At 69.3% G+C, this 18,976-nt stretch carries 15 protein-coding genes and 5 pseudogenes; 10 read left to right on the plus strand and 10 right to left on the minus strand.

The genetic code is table 11. From position 1 onward, the window contains the following. Positions 1–58: 58 nt before the first annotated feature. Complete coding sequence (locus ACZ58V_RS32035; protein ID WP_471294401.1) at positions 59–865, plus strand: alpha/beta fold hydrolase; 807 nt, start codon at positions 59–61, stop codon at positions 863–865. 298 nt (positions 866–1,163) lie between these two features. Here ACZ58V_RS32035 and ACZ58V_RS32040 read toward each other — a convergent pair whose 3' ends face one another. Beyond that, complete coding sequence (locus ACZ58V_RS32040; protein WP_471294403.1) at positions 1,164–1,703, minus strand: alpha/beta fold hydrolase; 540 nt, start codon at positions 1,701–1,703, stop codon at positions 1,164–1,166. Here ACZ58V_RS32040 and ACZ58V_RS32045 point away from each other — a divergent pair. Beyond that, positions 1,692–2,927, plus strand: coding sequence for a transposase (locus tag ACZ58V_RS32045; RefSeq protein ID WP_471294406.1), 1,236 nt, complete (start codon positions 1,692–1,694; stop codon positions 2,925–2,927). The two genes, ACZ58V_RS32040 and ACZ58V_RS32045, sit on opposite strands and share 12 nt — an antisense overlap. Then, the gene (gene istB, locus ACZ58V_RS32050) at positions 2,924–3,715 is read left to right on the plus strand and encodes an IS21-like element helper ATPase IstB (protein ID WP_471294409.1); all 792 of its coding nucleotides are present in this window, start codon (positions 2,924–2,926) and stop codon (positions 3,713–3,715) included. Before ACZ58V_RS32045 ends, istB begins: the two co-directional genes overlap by 4 nt. Positions 3,716–3,734: 19 nt before the next feature. Here istB and ACZ58V_RS32055 read toward each other — a convergent pair whose 3' ends face one another. Both ACZ58V_RS32055 and ACZ58V_RS32060 read right to left on the minus strand, forming a co-directional pair. Beyond that, positions 3,735–4,115 carry a hypothetical protein gene (locus ACZ58V_RS32055; protein WP_471294411.1) on the minus strand — a complete coding sequence of 127 codons (381 nt, stop codon included), beginning with the start codon at positions 4,113–4,115 and terminating at the stop codon, positions 3,735–3,737. 511 nt (positions 4,116–4,626) lie between these two features. Then, entirely contained in the window at positions 4,627–5,355 is a 729-nt protein-coding gene (locus tag ACZ58V_RS32060; RefSeq protein ID WP_468195463.1) for a TetR/AcrR family transcriptional regulator, read from the minus strand. A gap of 240 nt (positions 5,356–5,595) precedes the next feature. Here ACZ58V_RS32060 and ACZ58V_RS32065 point away from each other — a divergent pair, with 240 nt between their 5' ends. Then, entirely contained in the window at positions 5,596–6,183 is a 588-nt protein-coding gene (locus ACZ58V_RS32065; RefSeq protein ID WP_468195466.1) for a flavodoxin family protein, read from the plus strand. Between the two features lie 51 nt (positions 6,184–6,234). Then, positions 6,235–7,224 carry an aldo/keto reductase gene (locus ACZ58V_RS32070; protein ID WP_471294413.1) on the plus strand — a complete coding sequence of 330 codons (990 nt, stop codon included), beginning with the start codon at positions 6,235–6,237 and terminating at the stop codon, positions 7,222–7,224. A 301-nt stretch (positions 7,225–7,525) separates the two neighbouring features. Here the strand turns inward: ACZ58V_RS32070 and map are convergent, their stop codons facing one another. Continuing rightward, complete coding sequence (map, locus tag ACZ58V_RS32075; RefSeq protein ID WP_471294415.1) at positions 7,526–8,293, minus strand: type I methionyl aminopeptidase; 768 nt, start codon at positions 8,291–8,293, stop codon at positions 7,526–7,528. A gap of 64 nt (positions 8,294–8,357) precedes the next feature. Between map and ACZ58V_RS32080 the strand changes: the two genes are divergently transcribed. The 3 genes and pseudogenes from ACZ58V_RS32080 to ACZ58V_RS32090 all read left to right on the plus strand — a co-directional run bounded on the left by ACZ58V_RS32080 (position 8,358) and on the right by ACZ58V_RS32090 (position 9,920). Continuing rightward, positions 8,358–8,663, plus strand: a complete 306-nt coding sequence (locus tag ACZ58V_RS32080) for a helix-turn-helix domain-containing protein (protein WP_468195472.1) — start codon at positions 8,358–8,360, stop codon at positions 8,661–8,663. A 288-nt stretch (positions 8,664–8,951) separates the two neighbouring features. Next, positions 8,952–9,439 (plus strand): annotated as a pseudogene (locus tag ACZ58V_RS32085) (lamin tail domain-containing protein). A gap of 127 nt (positions 9,440–9,566) precedes the next feature. Beyond that, complete coding sequence (locus ACZ58V_RS32090; protein ID WP_471294418.1) at positions 9,567–9,920, plus strand: hypothetical protein; 354 nt, start codon at positions 9,567–9,569, stop codon at positions 9,918–9,920. Between the two features lie 72 nt (positions 9,921–9,992). Here ACZ58V_RS32090 and ACZ58V_RS32095 read toward each other — a convergent pair. Further along, positions 9,993–10,103 (minus strand): annotated as a pseudogene (locus ACZ58V_RS32095) (IS5 family transposase); the annotation flags it as partial. A gap of 928 nt (positions 10,104–11,031) precedes the next feature. Between ACZ58V_RS32095 and ACZ58V_RS32100 the strand changes: the two are divergent. Together ACZ58V_RS32100 and ACZ58V_RS32105 are read left to right on the plus strand one after the other, a co-directional pair. Next, a pseudogene (locus ACZ58V_RS32100) lies at positions 11,032–12,550 on the plus strand (amino acid permease). 413 nt (positions 12,551–12,963) lie between these two features. Continuing rightward, a pseudogene (locus tag ACZ58V_RS32105) lies at positions 12,964–13,956 on the plus strand (type I glutamate--ammonia ligase); the annotation flags it as partial. Positions 13,957–14,217: 261 nt separating this feature from the next. On the opposite strand, the gene ACZ58V_RS32110 reads toward ACZ58V_RS32105, so the two are convergent. The 5 genes and pseudogenes from ACZ58V_RS32110 to tap all read right to left on the minus strand — a co-directional run bounded on the left by ACZ58V_RS32110 (position 14,218) and on the right by tap (position 18,867). After that, the gene (locus ACZ58V_RS32110) at positions 14,218–14,400 is read right to left on the minus strand and encodes an amidase family protein (RefSeq protein ID WP_471294421.1); all 183 of its coding nucleotides are present in this window, start codon (positions 14,398–14,400) and stop codon (positions 14,218–14,220) included. A gap of 214 nt (positions 14,401–14,614) precedes the next feature. Continuing rightward, positions 14,615–15,088, minus strand: a pseudogene (locus ACZ58V_RS32115) (dihydrofolate reductase family protein); the annotation flags it as partial. A 287-nt stretch (positions 15,089–15,375) separates the two neighbouring features. After that, positions 15,376–16,131, minus strand: a complete 756-nt coding sequence (locus tag ACZ58V_RS32120; protein WP_471294423.1) for a VOC family protein — start codon at positions 16,129–16,131, stop codon at positions 15,376–15,378. A 75-nt stretch (positions 16,132–16,206) separates the two neighbouring features. Beyond that, entirely contained in the window at positions 16,207–16,764 is a 558-nt protein-coding gene (gene tpg / locus ACZ58V_RS32125; protein WP_471294425.1) for a telomere-protecting terminal protein Tpg, read from the minus strand. A gap of 3 nt (positions 16,765–16,767) precedes the next feature. Further along, complete coding sequence (gene tap / locus ACZ58V_RS32130; RefSeq protein ID WP_471294428.1) at positions 16,768–18,867, minus strand: telomere-associated protein Tap; 2,100 nt, start codon at positions 18,865–18,867, stop codon at positions 16,768–16,770. Between the last annotated feature and the right edge of the window lie 109 nt (positions 18,868–18,976).

Genomic DNA, 18,976 nt, shown 5'->3' on the forward strand with positions numbered 1-18,976 from the left:
GCGGGCCGGCCGCCCGCGCCGTGCCTCTCCCCGAGAGCGCGACATAAGGAAGAAGACCATGACTGCCCCTGCTCCCCGCCAGGCCCACGTCACCTCCACCGACGGCACAAAGATCGCCGTCACGATCACCGGCCAGGGCCGCCCCCTGGTTGTCTCCCCGGGCGCCCTCAACGCCGCCCAGGACTGGCAGAACCTCGCCGACCTGCTGGCCCCGCGCTTCACCACCTACGCGATCGACCGCCGCGGCCGGGGCGCCAGTGGCGACAACGGCGAGCACACCATCCAACGGGAGGCCGACGACATCGCCGCCGTCCTCGACCTCGCCGGACCCGACGCGATCCTGCTCGGCCACTCCTACGGCGGACTGGTCACCCTCGCCCACGCCCTGCACCAGCCCCCGGCGGCGTTCATCCTCTACGAGCCCCCGATCCCGCTGGGCGGCCCCGTCGGCGGCGACGCCCTCGCCCCCTTCGAGGAGGCCGTCCAGGCCGGCAACCTCGGCCAGGCCCTCACCCTCGGGCTGCGGAACTTCCTGAAGTTCCCCGAGGAAGCCATCGAGGAGTTCCGCCATACCCCGTTCTGGGCCATCCGCGCGTCCATGACTCCGACGTGGGCCCGCGAGATGCGCGCGATGGACAGCTTCGGCGACGACCTCGCCCGCTTCGCCGCCCTCGGCATCCCGACGCTCCTCGTGATCGGCGAACTCAGCCCCCGCTGGCTGACCGATGTCTCCCGCCGCCTGCACCAGGCCCTGCCTGACGCCCGACTCGTCGAGATCCCCGGCGAAGCCCACGACGCCTTCCTCACCGGCCCCCACGCCCTCGCCGACGCCATCACCGCCTTCGCAGGCGGCCTGCCTGCTTAAGCGAATTCGACAGCCCGGCCCTCACAAACAGTCCTTCGCGCGGGCAAGATCAATTATGTGCCGCCGGACCCCCGTCGACCCCGGATTCGTTCGCAGAACCCGTTCTCACTCAAAGCGGGATGGACCCCCTTCTGAAACTTGCATTGTGCGAAAATCCGCGCCCATGACGGACCCTCAGCAGCCCTTCCCAGCCGACCGCGGCCAAGGACCCGGAGCTACCACCGCGGGCGCGGGGACGCCCCGTTGCCCGAGGAGCCCTGCGTACGGTCCGCCGAGCTACCCCCGCGCGCACCGCGGCTTAGGCCGAGGGGAAACCGGCTGTCAGGCAGGCCAACAGCCGGCCCGGCGCGTCTTCCTGGAGAAGGTGGCCGGCGCCCTCGATCCAGTGCAGCTCAGCGTGCGGAACGCGTTCGTGCAACCACTCGGCGTACTGCGGAGGAAGAATGCGGTCCTCGCAGCCCCAGACGAGCCGCACCGGAAGCGATATACCGCCCAGCAAGTGCTCGTACGTGACCGTGTCCGCCTGCCTGATCTGGCTGTACTGACGGTAGAACGCCGCTTGCCCTGAGTCCCCTCGCCACGGTGCGAGGAACGCATCGAGAACTCCCGGCCGGAGGCCGACGTGCGTGGCGTGCCGCAGGTGGCTGGCGACCAGCGCTTCGTGCGCGTAACCCGGAAGCTTCTGGAAGACCTCCTCGTGCTCCAGGAAGAGCTGGAAGAGCCCTCGCTCCCACTCGCCACCGCTCACCGCGTCAAAGAGGGTCAGATCCTGGTAGCTCCTCTCCTCCAGCAGCAATGTCCGAAGCGCCACTGCCCCGCCGATGTCGTGGGCGACCACGCTGAGGTCGACTTCGGTGAGGTCTGGGTGAACCTGTCCGGAGCGATGACCCGGTGCTATCTGTTCGCCCTGCGTCTGGCCTACTCCGGCAAGGCGGTGCACCGGATCTCGGTCTCCTGCGGCCAGCAGGCGTTTCTCGAAGGACACGTGCACGCCTTCTCCGTACTCGGAGGTGTCCCCGGCGGTCAGGTCCGGTTCGACAACCTCACCCCGGCGGTCACCAAAGTGATCTTCCGGAGCCGGTCGCGGGAGGAGAACCCGCGCTGGACCGCCTTCCACCAGCACTATGGCTTCGTTCCTTTCTACTGCGAGCCGGGCCTGCGCGGTGCCCACGAGAAGGGCGGGGTGGAGGGCCAGGTCGGCTACTTCCGCCGCAACTACCTCACCCCGGTGCCGGAGACCGGCAGCCTGGACGAGCTCAATGCCCGGCTTCTGGAGTTCGAGCGGCGCGAGGAGGCCCGCCGGATCGGTCTGCGGATCCGCACCATCGGCCAGGACTTCGCGCACGAGGCGCCTCTGCTGATGCCGCTGCCCGACGAGGCGTTCGAGACGGGGCTGACCCTGACGCCGCGGGTCGACCGCTACGCGAAGATCACCGTGAAGATGTGCCGTTACTCGGTCCCGGCCCGGTTCAGATGGGCACAAGATCCGGGTCGTGCTGCGGTCCACCGAGCTGATCGGCTGCGACGGCCGCACCGAGATCGCCCGGCACCCGCGGCTGACCGGCCGGGGCGAGGAACGCATCGTCTTGGACCACTTCCTGGAGGTCCTGCTGCGCAAGCCCGGCGCCTTCGCCGGCTCCGAAGCCCTCGACCAGGCCCGGCGGACGGCTCCTTCACCACCACCCATGAAGCCCTGTGGGCCGCGGCGAAGTCGGCCCTGGGCGACGTCGAGGGCACCAAGGCGCTGGTGCAGGTCCTGCTGCTGCACCGGCACCTGCGGCACGCGGATGTGATCGCCGGCATCCGGGCCGCCCTGGCGGTGGGTGCCTTCACCCACGATGTCGTGGCCCTGGAGGCCCGCAAAGTCGCCGAGGCCGGCGGCCGGTCCCCGACCGTCAGCGCCGGCACCCCGAGCCCCGAGCCCGTGGCGCCCGTCCCGGATCCGCAGGTCACCAGCCTGACCATGCGGCGGGTCGCGCAGCTGCCCACCGATACCCGACCGCTGCCCGCCCTGGAGGCATGGGACCAGCTGCTGCGTGGTCCCCGGAAGGAGTCGTCATGACCCACCCGCACCACACCCTGACCGAGCCGGCCTCGGACGCCGCCATCGACACCGCCTGCCGGGTGCTTCGGCTTCCCACCACGCGCGCCCAGTTCCCGGACCTCGTCAGCCGGGCGGAACGCGAGCGCCTGTCCTACCGCGGGTTCCTCGCCGAGCTGCTGATGGCCGAGTGCGAGGACCGCGACCGGCGCCGCTCCGAACGCCGGATCCGCGCCGCCGGCTTCCCGCGCCAGAAGTGGCTGTCGGATTTCGACTACAGCGCCAACCCCAACAGCAACCCTGCGGTCATCAACAACCTCGCGACCTGCGAGTGGATCCGCAAGGGCGAGCCCCTGTGCTTGATCGGTGACTCCGGCACCGGCAAGTCCCACCTGCTGATCGGGCTGGGCACCGCCGCCGCGATGGCCGGCTACCGGGTCCGCTACGCCCTCGCCGCGAAGCTCGTGAACGAGCTGGTGGAGGCGGCGGACGAAAAGCAGCTGACCAAGACGATCGCCCGCTACGGACGCGTCGACCTTTTGTGCATCGACGAGTTGGGCTATCTGGAGTTGGACCGCCGGGGCGCCGAGATGCTCTTCCAGGTTTTGACGGAGCGGGAGGAAAAGAACAGCGTGGCGATCGCCTCGAACGAGTCGTTCGGAGGCTGGACCAAGACCTTCACCGACCCCCGGCTCTGCGCGGCGATCGTGGACCGCCTCACCTTCAACGGGGCGATCATCGAGACCGGCACCCAGTCCTACCGCCTCGCCCACACCAAGGCCCAGCAGCAGCTCAAGGCCGTCCCCTGACCCCGCGGACCACGGAAGATCACCGACCCCCCTCAATCCACTCCGGCAAGGCGAGCGCCCCCTTCATGCGGGAGGCAATGTCCGTTTTCGTTGTCGCGTCCAGCGTCTCCAGCAGCCCCTGGAAAGTGGCGGGCAGGACGTCGAGCAGGCTCAACACCTCCTCGCCGGTCCGGACCGTGAGCAACAGCTCGCACCGCCACTGCGGCGACACCTCCGGCCGATGACCGAGCCGATGCTCCATCGCCGGGAACAGATAGTGCACCGCCGCAGCCTCGACGTGCTCCCGCAGCCAGTCGACCGGGAGCCGCTGGCTGAAGCCCAACCGCGCCGCTTCCTCCTCCAGCAGCATGAGCTGCTCGGTGTCGACGGCCCGGATCGTCCGCGGCAGCACTGCAGTCATGCCGCGATCATGCCACCAGACGACGGCGGTGGGGCCACCTCGCGCCAACAGCCGGAGCCACTTCAAACCGTCACACGGCACCAATCGATCTCTGGGTGGGGCCACTTCAGACCGTCCGAGTGGGGCCGACTCAAACCGTCACGGCCAATCCCGGGTCCCGATGGAGACCGGATGCGTTCGCTCCAGGCGGGTGGCAACGTGGCGGCACATTCCCACCGCGGGCCAGTTGCACCGCAGCCTTGCGACCTGCTCGGCGCGCCCCCATCTTCGCAAGCTCACCGACAACCCCCAGAAAGCCACCGGTAAACGCGCTGGGGCCTCGGGGGCTGGCTGGATCCGCCGAAGCCGAAGCGCCCACGGAACCTGCCGATCTCGACGCCCTTGCGCATCTTCGGACAGCCGGGGGCACCAACACCCCCAAAGCCCCTTGCAGCCTGCCCCTGCGACTGGACACCCACCGCGCGGGTGTCATAACCGACTGCGCCCACCTGCTGCGGTGCACGCGGCCGGTTCAGTCTGCCAGCCGCTGCAGCCATTCGCGCAGCAGAGCCGTCTCCGTGTCTCGCAGGGGCACCCCGGCACCCGCGGCCGGTGGCTCGGTGGTGAGCGCGGTTTGAAGTGCGGCATCGAGGGCGAGTGCGCGCGAGGCCAGGTCCGACCCGGATGAGGCGGGCGAGTCCGTGGTGATCGAGGCGATGACGGTGTCCCGCAGCCGTGTCGAAGTGGTCAGGTCCCGCTCCGAGGGCTCTTCGCCGATCAGCGCCAGCGTGACGCCCGTTGTCGCCGCGTGGATGACGCGGGTCGCCTGCGCCACCGGAACCCGAAGGCGCCCGGCGTCGGCCGCCCGGCCCAGCAGTCTCACCAGCAGGGCGTGCGCCTCGTCCGCAGCCGGAGGCCGCCGCCCGGGCCGCACAGTTCCGTACATGAGCATGTAGAACGCGGGGTGCTGCACTCCGAAGTCGACGTGCAGGTCCCAGCCGCGGTAGAGGTCTGCTACCGGGTCGTCTGGGGTCAGCGCCAGCGCCTCCCGTTTCTCGGCCAGGTACATCTCGAATCCGTAGGCGGCCAGCTCGGCCAGGAGTCCGTCCTTGTCGTCGAACATCCGGTACAGCGCGGGGGCCGTGATGCCCGCGGCTGCGGCGACAGCGCGCGTGGAGACCGCCTCGCTGCCGCCCTCCTCCAAAAGCTTGGCGGCCACCTGAAGCGCCTGGCGCCGCGCGGCGCGTCGTCCCTCACTCATGGAACAACGATACCCTATTTTGCGTATCGTCGCCTTATCGGTGCTACCGTTCAAAGCGGATCGACGATCCACGCTGATGGTGGTCGGCGCCGGCCCGCGAGACCCGGGCATGCGCCGCAACCCGGCCGGGGCCGTCGGTGCCACGCGTGGAGCAGTGCGGCCGACCGCCGCAGCGGACAGCTCGTCATCCGCCGACACCACCACCGAACACGCCGCCATCGCGGCAGGAGAGGAACACCCGTGTCCGATATCTCGATCGTCATCGCGTCGCATTCCGGCTACGGCCACACCGCGCAGATCGCCGCGGCCGTCGCGGACGGCGCGCGCTCCGTCGCCGGGGCGCACGTCCACCGTGTGGACGTCGCCTCCCTCGGCAACGCCGACTGGGAACTGATGGACGCCGCGGACGCCATCATCTTCGGCACCCCCACCTACATGGGCACCGCGTCGGGGGCGTTCCACGCCTTTGCCGAGGCCAGCAGCAAGCGGTGGATGACCCGCGCCTGGAGCGACAAGCTCGCGGCGGGATTCACCAACTCCGGCTCCATGAGCGGCGACAAGCTGCACACCTTGCAGTACCTCTCACTCCTGGCGGCCCAGCACGGAATGCTCTGGGTGAGCCTGGACCTCCTGCCGGGCTGGAACACCACCACATCCAGCCCCCAGGACGACAACCGCCTCGGCTTCTACCTCGGCGCCGGCGCACAAAGCTTCAACGACACCCCCGCGGTCCACGACGCAGACATGAACACCGCTCGCCACCTCGGCCGACGCGTCGCCGAGCACACCCGCGTCCACCGTGCCGGACTGACCGCCGCAACGCACTGACACAACGGTCCGGCAAACAACACCTTTCAGTTTCTTTCAGAGGAGTGCGTCATGCAGCATCGGACACTGGGGAGCCAGGGCCTTGAGGTCTCGGCGATCGGCTACGGCGCAATGGGCCTGACGATGGCCTACGGACCCACCGACGAGGCGGCCGGCGTCGCTGCCCTCCGCCGCGCGCACGACCTGGGCGTCACCTTCTTCGACACCGCCGAGATGTACGGCTGGGGCACCGGATCCAACGAGATCCTGGTCGGCAAGGCGGTCAGGGACTTCCGCGACGACGTGGTCCTGGCCACCAAGTTCGGTGTCGACATGTCGGTGTCTCCGGAGCAGATCGGCGGCCCTGTCAACAGCCGGCCCGACAACATCCGCAAGGTCGCCGAGAACAGCCTGCGCTACCTCGGCGTGGAGCACATCGACGTCTTCTACCAGCACCGCGTCGACCCCGAGGTGCCCATCGAGGAGGTCGCGGGCACCGTCAAGGAGCTGATCGACGCGGGCAAGGTGAAGTACTTCGGCCTCAGCGAGGCCGGACCCGAGACGATCCGCAGGGCGCACGCCGTGCAACCGGTATCCGTCCTGCAGACCGAGTACTCCCTGTTCGAACGGGACGTCGAGCAGCTCTTCCCCGTCCTGGATGAACTCGGCATCGGCTTCGTCGCCTACTCCCCCCTCGGCCGCGGGTTCATCACCGGCACCGCCAAGCCCGCCGGCCAGTACGAAGCCACCGACATACGCACCGTCGACCCGCGCTGGCAGCCGGGCAACTTCGAGAAGAACGTCGAAGCCGTCGACCGGCTCGCCGAGCTCGCGGCGGCCAAGGGTGCCACCGTCCCCCAACTCGCCCTGGCCTGGCTCCTGACCCGGGGCGAGCACATCGTGCCCATCCCCGGCACCCGCACCCCGAAGCGCATCGAGGAAAACGCCGACGCCGCCGGCCTCACCCTCACCGACGCCGATCTCAAGGCCATCGACGAGATCCTGCCCCAGGGCGGCTTCGGCGCCCGCTACACCAAGGGGCACGTGCCCACCTGGATCTGATGATCCACCCCGGGACAGATGCCACCTAGGCCGGCTCCGGCGAGACCAGCGCAGGGCCGCTGGGGCGAGGCGGACGGTGTCGTGTGAGCGCGTTCGGATGCCTATGGGCTGAGACGTGCGCGGAAGGCGCCCTCGGTCCCACCGATGGGCCGGGCGTGGATGTTTCACAGGTGGTCGCTCATGAAACACCCCGCTATCCGGAGGCCCACCTGGGGTGATCATGATGAAACGATCTGGGGCCGCTTCCGGCCCTCAAGATCAACAACGGGCGGCCTCTGGGCTTACCTCAGCGCTGCCCCCCTTACGGTCGGGTGAGAATTTCGGCTCCGCTGTCGGTGATGGCGATGGTGTGCTCGCTGTGCGCGGTCCGGCAGCCTGTCGCGCTGCGCAGCGTCCAGCCGTCGGCGTCGGTGACGAGTGTGGCGGTGTCGGCCATGACCCAGGGCTCCAGGGCGAGCAGCAGTCCGGGGCGCAGCTTGTATCCGCGGCCGGGCCGTCCGGTGTTCGCGACGTGTGGGTCCTGGTGCATGGTCGAGCCGATGCCGTGGCCTCCGAACTCGGTGTTGATCGGGTAGCCCGCCTTGCTCAGGACCGTGCCGATGGCGTGGGAGAGGTCGCCGATGCGCGCCCCAGGCTTGGCGGCGGCGATGCCGGCGGCGAGTGCACGTTCGGTCGTCTCGATCATCGCGACGCTCTCCGCCGGCCTGGCCTTGCCCACCAGAAAGCTGATCGCGGCGTCCGCGGCCACCCCGCCCCTGGCTACGGCGAGGTCGAGAGTCAGCAGATCCCCGTCTGCCAGCGTGTAGTTGTGAGGCAGCCCATGGAGCACTCCGTCGTTGACGGCCGTGCAGATGCAGTGCCCGAACGGGCCGCGCCCAAAGGAAGGCGCGTAGTCGACGTAGCAGGACTGCGCTCCCGCCTCGGTGATCATCTCCTTGGCCCACTGGTCGATGTCCAGCAGGTTCGTCCCGACCGTGCTGCGCCGCTTCAGCGTGTTCAGGATGTTTCCGACCAGGGCGCCGGTGTCCCTCGCCCGCTCAAGCCGCGCGGAGTTCAGGATCTCGATCATGGGGGCCTCTCATGTACGTCCAATAACTATCCCGGTCTAACTGTACCGGTATTAAAATGGGGTCATGGTCAGGTTGCCGCTCACCCCCGCCGAGGTAGAACGCGGACAGCGCCTTGGCGCCCTGCTCCGCCGGGCCCGGGGCTGCCGCTCGATGCTGGACGTGGCGCTCGCTTCGCACATCTCGCCGGAAACTCTGCGGAAGATCGAATCCGGCCGTGTGGCCACCCCCGCCTTTCCGACCATCGCAGCGATCGCCGACACCCTCGGCCTGTCTCTCGACGCCGTCTGGGCCGAGATCAGCCAGGCGGAGCGAACCGTCGAGGATCAGTCGGCCCTGCCTGTCACACGGCACCCATCGCTGGCTTCGTAACGCCGCACTCGGACAGCCAGCGGTTCACTGACCGCGCTGTGCCGGTACGCAAGACCTCTCAGACTGTCGGTGCGTCAACATCGCGCACGGGCGGCATAGACGGATGCCGCATGCGAGAGTCATAGAAAGCGGACAACAAGTAACAGCGGCCATGTTTCCCCCACAGCTCCTCCACGGCATGGACAGAGCGTGCGCGGCCAGCCGGCCGCCGACGCACACCACACCCACTGCCCCGGGCAGCCCGCAGCTGCTCCCCAGGGAAGGGTGTCCGCACCATAAAGGGACCTCTTGTCCGCCTTCGCTTCCGTCACCGCTCGCCGTCTCACCGCCGCCGCGCTCACCGCCGGCGCTCTCGTCTCAGCAGTGACGCTGCCGGCATCCGCCGCCGACCACGCTCGCCCCGAGCGGCCCAAGGTGAAGATCTCGGACGCCCAGTACGACTCCCCCGGCCGTGACGACCGCTCCAACCGCTCCCTGAACCGGGAATGAGCGGAAGTCACCAACACCGGCCGCCACACCGTCAACCTCGACGGCTGGACCCTCAAGGACGACAACAGCCGCACCTACACCTTCGACCACCACCGCCTCGAAGGCCGCTCCACCGACAGCGTCCACACCGGCATCGGCCGCGACACCGACAGCGACCTCTACCAGGACCGCCGCCACTACGTCTGGGACAACCACTCCGACACCGCCACCCCCGCAACGACAACGGACGCCGCACCGACCGCGAGTCCTGGGGCCACAGCCACCACAGCGGCAGCCACCACCGCTAACCCACCACACAGCGGGCGTGCACCGAACACCACCCCGCGCCCCGACAGAACAACGACGCACCCGGCCGCAGAGGCCGGGTGCGTCCCGTTTGGTGGTCAAGGAACACTCGAAGGGACACAGAGCCCCATGGGCAAGGAAAAAGGACGTCCGCACGGCAACGGCCCCACGGTAAGGCCAGACCGGGGGAAGGCCAGCCGGTCCAAGCGGGCGTCCGGCAAGTTCATGCGCATGTACCGCCGCTACCACGCATGGCGCGCCCCGTTCCCGCTGTGGGCGCGGATCGTGTGCGACATCCTGTTCTGGGCCCTCGTCGCCGCCGCGGCGTACGTGGCAATCGACAGCCTGTGCGGAGCAATCCTCATCGCCGCTCCCCTCCTCGGGATCCTCGGGCTCGCGGCGAGCAAAGAGCACGACGACGGCATCGACTGGAGCGACCACCGCATGGGAGGACAGCCCAAAAACCCGGGGCCCAAAATCTAGGACCTCGGACGGTCTCGCCGGCGCTTTCGCTGGAGGGCTTGCTGGTTAGATGTCGCCGGGCGGCGTGGGGCCGCCGCCGTCGACCCAGACCTTGCGCAGGCCGGGCTGCTCGGCGGCGACCCGGCCGAGCAACTGGGTGCCGGCCACTGAGTCCTGGACGCCAGCGGCGGTGACCAGCAGGGCGCCCCTACCTCCCTTGTGGTGGCCTCGGTGGCCGCGGCGGTGGCGGGGCCGGGGGTGGCGCCGTAGCGCGTTTCCCCTGGCGGGAGCTCAGCAGGGAAGGGAACAGGAAGCCCACCACACTTCCGGCCGCAGCACCAACCAAGAGCGCCAGAAGGACATTCCAGCCGACACCTGAGTCGAAGTACTCCAGTGGCCCCGCGACGATGGCTCCGAAGACACCCAGGGCGAGCGCGCCACGCCAACGGCGGCGCACGCTCGACCGGTCTTTCTTCACGACTCGCTCCTCTCTCTGACCTGTGGGGCCTCCTAGGTCGCCCTACCCCAGAACGCGTCCAGTCGTTCCCGGCCTCACCCCGTCGTCGATGTCCGCACGACGCATCCACTTCGACAGCGTCACCGCGTGGACACCGAAGCCGGCGGCCACCTGCTCGAGCGTCACTCCCGGGCCGCGGTTCCTCGCGACCCGCACGACGTCCTCGCGGAACTCTTCCGGACAAGGCTTCGGCACAGCGACATGCTTCCCACCCGCCCCACAGGGCAGACCAGTTCAGATGTCACCCGATCCTGCAGCAGACCCCTCCTCTCGGATCATCCGTCGGAGGCTAGTGCGTGCTGCCGCCTGATCTGGTTCCAGGGTTCTCACCCGGGTGAGGAGCTGGTGGTTGTCGCCGGTGGCGTGCTGGAGGTTGTCACCTGTGGTGAGGCAGGCGCGAACCTGGTGTTCGAGGAGATCGGCCCGCTTGCCACCAGCGGGCCTTGGGCGCAGGTCGGCGGGAGCCTGGGCCGCGACTGGCGGACCGCGTTCCGGCGGCTTCGTGACGCTGCCTGCCGACAGGGGGCGTGCTGCCGATGAGCAGCCGGTCACCCTCTTGGCTGATACTGCCTCCTTTCGTCCTCTTTTCGTCCCCCGTATCTTCAGAGGAACTCTGTGTCTCGCAGAACAGGGGCCCCTCCTTTGGCCCACGATGACGCCATCCTGGCCCAGCTCGGCGTCAAGGCCGAACTCACCCGAAAGGTGGGCGTGTTCGGCAACTTCGCGATCAGCTTCTCCGTCATCTGCAACCTCGCCGGCGGAATGAGCTTGTGCGGAATGAGCTTGTTCGGCTACGGCCTGGACCACGGCGGGCCCGTGGTGATGCTGGCCGGCTGGATCGTCATCGGTTTCATGACGCTGCTGGTCGGAATGTCCCTGGCCGGTGTCGTCTCCGCATACTCCGCTTTTGGCGGTCCCTACTTGATGGCCGACAGACTCGGGGGTCCCCGCTGGGGCTGGACCACCGGCCGGCTCAACCTGCTCGGCCTGCTCGGCGCGATCGCCGGGATGGGCTGCGGCGCCGCCGTGTTCATCGGCGGCTTCGCCCAAATGCCATGGGGTGTGATGCCGACCGACACCGCGACGATGCTGGTCTTCGGGTGCATCCCGCTGCTGCACGGCCTGTCGAACCTACGCGGCGTACGCCTGGTCGCCGTGCTGAACTCCATCTCGGTGTGGTGGCAGCTGACCGGCGTCGCGATCATCGTCGGCTCGCTCGTCTTCGCCCCGGCCCAGCACCGGTCGGCGCAGTTCGTCTTCGCCCACTTCAACAATGACACCGGGTTCACCAGCCCGCTCCACGTCTGCCTGATCGGGGCGCTGCTCGCCGGCTGCATCTTCCGCGGGTGCGACGCCAGCTCCCACGTCGCGGAGGAGACCACACAGGCGCAGATTTCGGCGCCCGAGGACATCGTCCGCGCCATCGCGGTCTCGTGGATCGCGGACTGCATCCTGCTGGCCGGGATGCTGGCCGCCGTCCAGGAATACAACGCCGCCCAGAATCCGCCTACCGGCGTGTCACCCTCCCAGATCTTCCTCGATGTCCTGGGCGCCGCTGGTGCCAAGGCCCTGCTGCTCGTCGTCATCGTGGCCATGCCGTTCCGCGGCAGCAGGGGTCGGGGCCGCGAGCCGGATGCTCTACGCGTTCTCCCGCAGCCGCGTCTCGTGCCGGCAGACCTGGTGGCGTGTCAGCAGTCGCGCCTAGACGCCTGCCGCAGTTGTGGGGCTGTCGGTCTGTATGCCGTTGGTCCTTGCGCTGCCCGCCCTATGGTCTCCAGCCGCCTGCGGCGCCATCGCCGCGATCAACACGGTCGGCATGATCCCCGCCTATGGCATTCGGGTCTGCCTCGCCCTGTGCATGGGCGCGGACTACGAGCCCGGTCCGTGGAGCCTGGGCCGTCGGCGCCGCATGATTGGCTGCATCGCCGTCGCCTACGTCGTGATTCTCACGGTCATCTTCTGCCTGCCTCAGTCCGCACCCATGACCCGCGAGTCCTTCAACTACGCCGGCGTGACACTGGCCATCGCGCTGGTGCTGGCCTGGCTGACTTGGATCACCCGCGGACGCCGCGACTGCCAGCTCACCACCCACGCCAGCACCGCCCAGCAGGGCGGTCTAGAGGAGGACGTCTGATGCACAGCCACGACGAGCAGCGCGACGAGCAGCCCACGGCGCTCGGGCCCTGGCCCACTGGAGCCGTCACGCTGGGGGGGTTCATGGAATCCGTCCAGAGTGGGGAGATCACAGCGGTGAGACTCGCCGTGCCGGACATGCAGGGCCGGCCCAAGGGCAAAATCCTCACCGCTCCCCTCTTCGTGGACCGGATGAACTCCGAGGCGGCGATGTGCGCCTACGTCCTGGCCACAGACGCCGACATGACCCCGCTCGATGGCTTCGCCCTCACCGGCTGGGAGCAGGGCTATGGCGACCTCGGTGTGAAGGCGGATCCGAGCAGCATCCGCCTCCTGCCCCACCAGCCCGGCACGGCCCTCATCATGGGTGACGTCTTCCACCACGACGGCCGGCCCGTCGAGGTCGCTCCCCGCCACATGCTGCGCACTCAGCTGGAGCGCCTGGCCGGTCTCGGCTATCACGTGGCGCTGGGCACGGAGGTTGAATTCGTGCTGTACCAGGGCACTGGCCAGGAGGCGCACAGGTCGGCGTACCGTGGTCTGCGCCCGGCCTGGTCTGGCGACCTCGACTACGCCCTCAGCCATCCCCCGGAAGTCGCTGACTTCTTCCAGGACCTCCACGATGCCCTGCGGGAAGCGGGCGTTCCCGTCGAGGCGATCAAGACCGAGGGTGCGGCAGGCCAGGTCGAGGTGACCTTCGCCTATGGCGAGGTGATGTCGGCGTGCGACGCCTACTGCGCCTTCCGGCTCATCGTGCCGGACCTCGCTCAGCGGCGCGGTATGACTCCGACGTTCATGGCCGCACCCGCCACCGGCATTGGCAGCGGCCTGCACTTGCACCTGTCGCTGTGGTCCGCCAACGGCAACGCGTTCGCCTACCACCGGAGCGCGGAGTTGCCTCCGGTGCTGGAACGGGCCATTGCCGGCCTGGTGTCCGGCATGCCACACCTGGCTCCGCTGTATGCCCCCACCCCCAACGCCTACAAGCGGTACGCTCCGCACACCTTCGCCCCGACCAGCTACACCTGGGGCTTCGACAACCGCACCTGCGCCGTTCGCGTCACCGGTGTCGGCGAGAGCGCCCACCTCGAAGTCCGCCTGCCGGGCGCCGACGCCAACCTCTACCTCGCCCTCGCTGCCGCCTGCGCCGCCATCATCCACGGTATCCAGGACCGCCCCGAGCTTCCGGCGCCCTGTGGCGGCGACGCCTACACGGCAAGCGACGCCACCCCCGTGCCAGCCGGCCTCACCGAAGCCATGAACAGCTTCATCGGCAACAAGGTCGTGTACGACGCACTCGGGGAGACCGTCATGAACCACTACGCCCGCGCGGCCCAGGCCGAACTCGCCTGGCACCGCAGGCAGGTCACCGACGTTGAGCGCGAGCGGGGTTTCCACCGTGCTTGATCTTCACCTTCGCCCCACAGAGATCCAACGGGTGAGCTCAGCAACTCGAGCTTTGGCGAGCCCGGCACGCAGCGGGCCGCCATCGGCTGTCCCGCCGGCGACGTGTGCGTCTACCCCGGGATCACCTTCGGCGGCCAGCCGTGGGTGAGGCTCGCCGTGGGTGCGGCGCGCCGTGGGTGCGGCGCGCCGTGGGCAGCGGCGTGAAGGCCTGCCCTCCGCGATCCGTGACCGCCCCAGGGCCGACCGCTACGCGTCAGCCCGTCAGAGGTCCGGATGACGCGTCCACCAGTCGGTGACCCGCTCGTACCGCGCGGCCACCGTCACCATCAGCGCGTCGGCGTAGAGCGGTGCCACGAGCTGAAGGCCGACGGGCAGTCCTCGAGCGGTGGATCCGCAAGGGACGGACATGGCGGGCAGGCCGGCATGACTGGGCGCCTCGGTCATGCGGTGGAGGTTCAGGCCGGGGTGGGCGACGTCCTGTCCGTCGACCCGGGACGGACCGCGTCCCCGGTCACGCCTCCGTCCGGAGGGCCAGGGCCTTGCGTGGCGAGGAGGCTGACGTACACGGGCTGCCGAAGATGCGGGCCGGGAAGGCGACGGCGAGGACCACGTGGCAGGCCGCGGGCAAGAAGACGTCCGGGCGCCGGCCGCGCAGGGCTCAGTAGCTGTCGTAGCTGGGCTTGCCGTGGGGCCGGCAGACGCCGATGAAGGTGCCCGCCTTCGTTGTCGAGACGCTGACCGGCTCCAGTGCGGTGGGGATCGCTCCGTCGGCGAACAGTCGCTTGCCGGTGCCGAGGATCACCGGATGGATGGTCAGCCGGTACTCGTCGACGAGGCCGTGCTGCATGAGGGTCTGGGCGAGGTCGCCGCTGCCGACGACGTTGATGTTGCCGCCGTCGGACGTCTTGAGTTCGCGTACGGCATCGGCGATGTCGCCCTTGAGCAGCGTGGAGTTCTGCCACTGGACGGACGTCAGGGTCCGGGACGCCACGTACTTGTGCATGCTGTTCATCCGATGGGTGAACGGGTTGTCGGGGTCGGCGGTCGGCCAGTACGACGCGAAGATCTGGTATGTCTCGCGGCCGAGCAGCATCGCGTCGGAGTGCTCGTACCAACCGGCGATGGCCGTGCCGCATGTGCCATGACCCCGGCTACGTGTAGGGGGCGGGATCCGCTCGCATCGCCAACCGCAACACTCAACTCGGCAGCTGAAGGGCTAAGTCACAGTTGACCAAGGTGCCTCACCAGAGGGTTGGCCGCAAGGGAGCAGGCCCACCCGGTTGCACGGAACGCATGCCACGTCCCGGCTCGGAGTGCAGCGGACTGCCGGGCAAGGACCAGCCCACCCGCCGGTGCTGTCGGATCCAAGGACGTCTGAGCGGCCGGATAAGCAGACAGGGCTCACGTGTAGGGGTGTCGTCAAGGCTGCGTGTCAGGACGGCCGAGGACGCAGAACTCGTGGCCCTCCGGGTCGGCCAGGCATGTCCACGGGACGTCGCCCTGGCCGAGGTCGAGGTCGGTGGCGCCGAGGGTGCGCAGACGGGTCACCTCTGCTGCCTTGTCGTCACCGGGGTACGGCAGCAGGTCGATGTGAACGCGGTCCGGCACGGTCTTCACGCCGGGTGTGCGGAGGAACTCTAGATACGGGCCGACGCCCTTGGCGGAGCGCAGTACCGCTTGATCGTCCGTCACCTCGTGCAGGGTCCAGTCCGTCGCCTCGCCCCAGAACCGGGCCACGGCCCTCGGATCCACGCAGTCGACCACCACCGCGGCGATCGGCCCGGTGTCCCGATAGATCTCCCGGGGCTCCAGCACGCAGAACTCGTTGCCCTCCGGGTCGGCGAGGACCGTCCACGGCACGTCGCCCTGGCCCACGTCGGCGGGCATCGCACCGAGAGTCCGGAGGCGCGCGATCAATTCCGCCTGATGGGCCACGGAGGTGGTGGCGAGATCGAGGTGCGCGCGGTTCTTTGTCGTTGTCTTGGGTTCCGGGACGGTGACGACGTCGACGCAGACGGCGACCGGGTCCGGCCAAACGTAGCCACCGACGGGTTCGACGTTGGTCACGCCGGGTCCCTCGCTGGAAACACCCCAGCCGAGAGCCTCCGCCCAGAATCGGCCGACCGCCGAGTCGTCAAGAGCCTTCATGTTCACGTTGACAGGTCGCAGTGGCATGCCGACGATCCTATGCAGCCGCTCTGCAAGACGTCCGCAGGTACCGTCGGCCTGCCGTGTCTTCCGGGGGCTGCGTCAGTAGTCGAGATCCAGGTAGTCGATGTCGTTGATGGCGACGTCCGACAGTCCCATCGCGCGGGCACCGCCGTCCTGGAAGTACACGTCCTTGAACCCGTCGGCGATGATCTGCCGCATCTGCTGGTCGCTGGCGCCGGCGTCGCGTGCGTCGAACAGGCGGCCGGCGTACTCCGGTGGGAGGTGCACTGTGAGGCGGCGGAAGCGGCCGTCGTCGGTTGTGCCGATCGGCGCGGTGTAGCCGAAGCGGGCCCTCGTCTCCACGGTGATCCCGCCCGTGGTGGCGGCCTGCCGTTGGCGGCGCTTGCGCACATGCGGCTGCCAGCGGGCCCGTACCGCTTCGTCGATCTTCGTGGCGACGTCGGCGCGGGCGTGCTTGCGGGCGCCGCGCCGGTAGCGGTTGACGGAGTCGGCGGTGACACCGATCTCCTGGGCGACGGCCTTCGCGCTGCCCAACTGCCGGATCAGGTAGCCGATCCGGCCCTTCAGCGTCTTGGGTGGCTCCCGGGTGAAGGACTCCCGGTCCGCACGTTCGATCGCGTCCTCGATCTCCGTCACCGGTTACTCCCCTTCTTCCAGCACGGCGTCGCCGCCCTTGATGTGGCGGGCGGGGTTGTAGCCCGCTTCCATCAGGTCGACCGCCCAGGACATCTCCTGGACGCCTTCGAACTTCGCCAGGCCCGGGGTGGGCCCGAGGCGGAAGGTGCCGGGGATGGGCTTGCCGGACGTGCTGTACGGGAGGATGTCGGTCGGCGAGCGGGACGGCGAGGGGTAGACGACGCAGTCGGACAGCACGGCGAGTGGGTACAGGCCCGTCATCCTGGCCATGTTGTGCAGCTTGCGGTGCATGTTGACCCGGGCCTTGGAGATGACCGCGGCACGGATGTCCGGGCGCCAGGTCGGGCGTTCCATGGCCGGCCACGCATCGCCCTCCCGGTAGTCCTTGCCCTGGGGGCGCTCGCGGAGCTTGCCGACTCCGCCCTTCACGGTGGCCTTGATGGCGGCGAGCACGGCGGCCAGGGCCGGGTCGGTGTCCTTGTGCCGCTCCATCGCCGCGAGGAACGCGCGGTCGTCCAGGTCCCGGCTGACGCCGAGGTCGGCCATGGTGTCGACGTACGCGGTCCGCAGCCGGTCGTGCCAGGGGTCCAGGTAGGCGCCGGTCTCCCGCCGCAGGTAGGCCTCCAGCGGCTGGACGTTGTAGCCCAGTTCCTGGGCGTAGGCGACGGTGTGCGTCTGGTACCAGGCCGGGCCGGTGGGACGGGTGCCGGACGGTGTGAACGGGCTGGGCAGACGCGGGTCCAGCTCGACGTGCGAGAGGTCCACCAGCCAGGAGCCGGGAATTTTCGGGTTGAACACCGGGGCACGGAAGTGGTCCGGGGCGGACAGGCCGACCACCAGGCGGGCGGCGGAGGCGAGGAAGGCGGTGTTCAGGTCGAGCCCGAGTGCCCAGGGCAGGGAGACCTCGTCCCCGGTGAGGAGGTTGACGTCGCGCACCCACTGGTAGGCCTCCTCGTCGAGGAAGCCGCCCTTCCAGTCGTGGTGCACGACCAGAGGGTGTTCGGGGACGCATTCCGGTGGGGCCGGGTGGATCGGTTCCGTTCCGAGCGAGCCGGGGTTGTGGCCCGAACTCCACTGGCCGGTCGTACGATCCTGCACCGCGCGTGTGGGCGGGCGCAGCGCTGTCATCAGTTCCAGGCCGGAGACGGCCGTCGACCCGCGCGGGGTGAGGACCCGCTGTGCGTAGACGCCCAGGACGCGGGCGATGTCGGCCGGCTCCAAGTCCGTCACACCGGGCCAGGACCGCTCGTCGAGGGCGTCCCAGGGCAGGATCGCGAGCTGCACGCACTGCCTCTGATTGCCCTCGGCCGGGCGGTACACGCGGGCCCACGGGCCGAATCCGCGTTTGGTCAGCTTCCACTTCGCCCTGGTGACCTGTTTGACGACCGGGTGATCCTCCGCCAGCCGCAGGCCCCTGCGGTCCTCCAACCGCTCGGGCAGTCCGAGCTTCACGGCGGCGGCTGTGGTGAGCACGATCAGCGGGTCGGCGTCACGGCCGTTGCGGTGCAGCCTGGACGCGCCGAGCCCGGATTCGCGCAGCGTCCACTCCACCAGCTCCGGGACCGTGGAGGCGGGGCAGTCCAGCACGATCCCGTCGACGCCGTATGCGGAGCCGTCACCGTCCAGGACGGCGAGCGGACCGTGCGGGTAACCGGAGTCGGCGGTGGGCTTCGCGGCCTTCGTCGCGGCCGGGCGCTGCGACGACGTCGCCGGGCGGGCGGGGTGCTGGGGGGTGGTCGGGACGGCGGGCGTCGCCACCGGCACGGCGCTCTCCGGTTCGAGGGCGGACGGACCGGTGAGCGTGGCCGACGTCTCCGGCTGCGGCGCGGTGGCTGGAGCAGTCGGGGTGCCGTGCGCGGGGTACTTCGCCGCCCAGCCGTTGAGCAGGCGCTGGTACGCCTCCAGGCGCGGCGACTTCGGCTCGCTCCTGCCGTTCTCGTAGTTCTTCACCGTCTGCGTCGACGTCTTCAACGCGACAGCGAGACGGGCCTGGGTGATACCGGCGGCCTCACGCAGCCGGGCGCGTTCCGCCGGGGGCGGGAGCTGCGGCTCCTCTTCCAACAGGGCGTCGACGGACGCGAACAGCTCTTCCTCGGTGGCCATGCGGATCTCCCTTCGCACGGCCACCCTAGCAATCGTTACCTCGTCATTTAACCTCGTCCTTTAACCCAATCAGGCCTTGTTTCCGTGCGGGTGAGGAGGAGGAAGCTGA

The sequence above is a fragment of the Streptomyces sp. NPDC040589 genome, assembly GCF_055594445.1.

Bases quoted from the DNA above. Each gene is read 5' to 3' on its own strand.
- ACZ58V_RS32035 (WP_471294401.1), top strand. From the start codon at position 59: ATGACTGCCCCTGCTCCCCGCCAGGCCCACGTCACCTCCACCGACGGC.
- istB (WP_471294409.1), top strand. From the start codon at position 2,924: ATGACCCACCCGCACCACACCCTGACCGAGCCGGCCTCGGACGCCGCC.
- ACZ58V_RS32055 (WP_471294411.1), bottom strand. From the start codon at position 4,115: ATGACTGCAGTGCTGCCGCGGACGATCCGGGCCGTCGACACCGAGCAG.
- ACZ58V_RS32060 (WP_468195463.1), bottom strand. From the start codon at position 5,355: ATGAGTGAGGGACGACGCGCCGCGCGGCGCCAGGCGCTTCAGGTGGCC.
- ACZ58V_RS32070 (WP_471294413.1), top strand. From the start codon at position 6,235: ATGCAGCATCGGACACTGGGGAGCCAGGGCCTTGAGGTCTCGGCGATC.
- map (WP_471294415.1), bottom strand. From the start codon at position 8,293: ATGATCGAGATCCTGAACTCCGCGCGGCTTGAGCGGGCGAGGGACACC.
- ACZ58V_RS32080 (WP_468195472.1), top strand. From the start codon at position 8,358: ATGGTCAGGTTGCCGCTCACCCCCGCCGAGGTAGAACGCGGACAGCGC.
- ACZ58V_RS32090 (WP_471294418.1), top strand. From the start codon at position 9,567: ATGGGCAAGGAAAAAGGACGTCCGCACGGCAACGGCCCCACGGTAAGG.
- ACZ58V_RS32110 (WP_471294421.1), bottom strand. From the start codon at position 14,400: ATGACCGAGGCGCCCAGTCATGCCGGCCTGCCCGCCATGTCCGTCCCT.
- ACZ58V_RS32120 (WP_471294423.1), bottom strand. From the start codon at position 16,131: ATGCCACTGCGACCTGTCAACGTGAACATGAAGGCTCTTGACGACTCG.
- tap (WP_471294428.1), bottom strand. From the start codon at position 18,867: ATGGCCACCGAGGAAGAGCTGTTCGCGTCCGTCGACGCCCTGTTGGAA.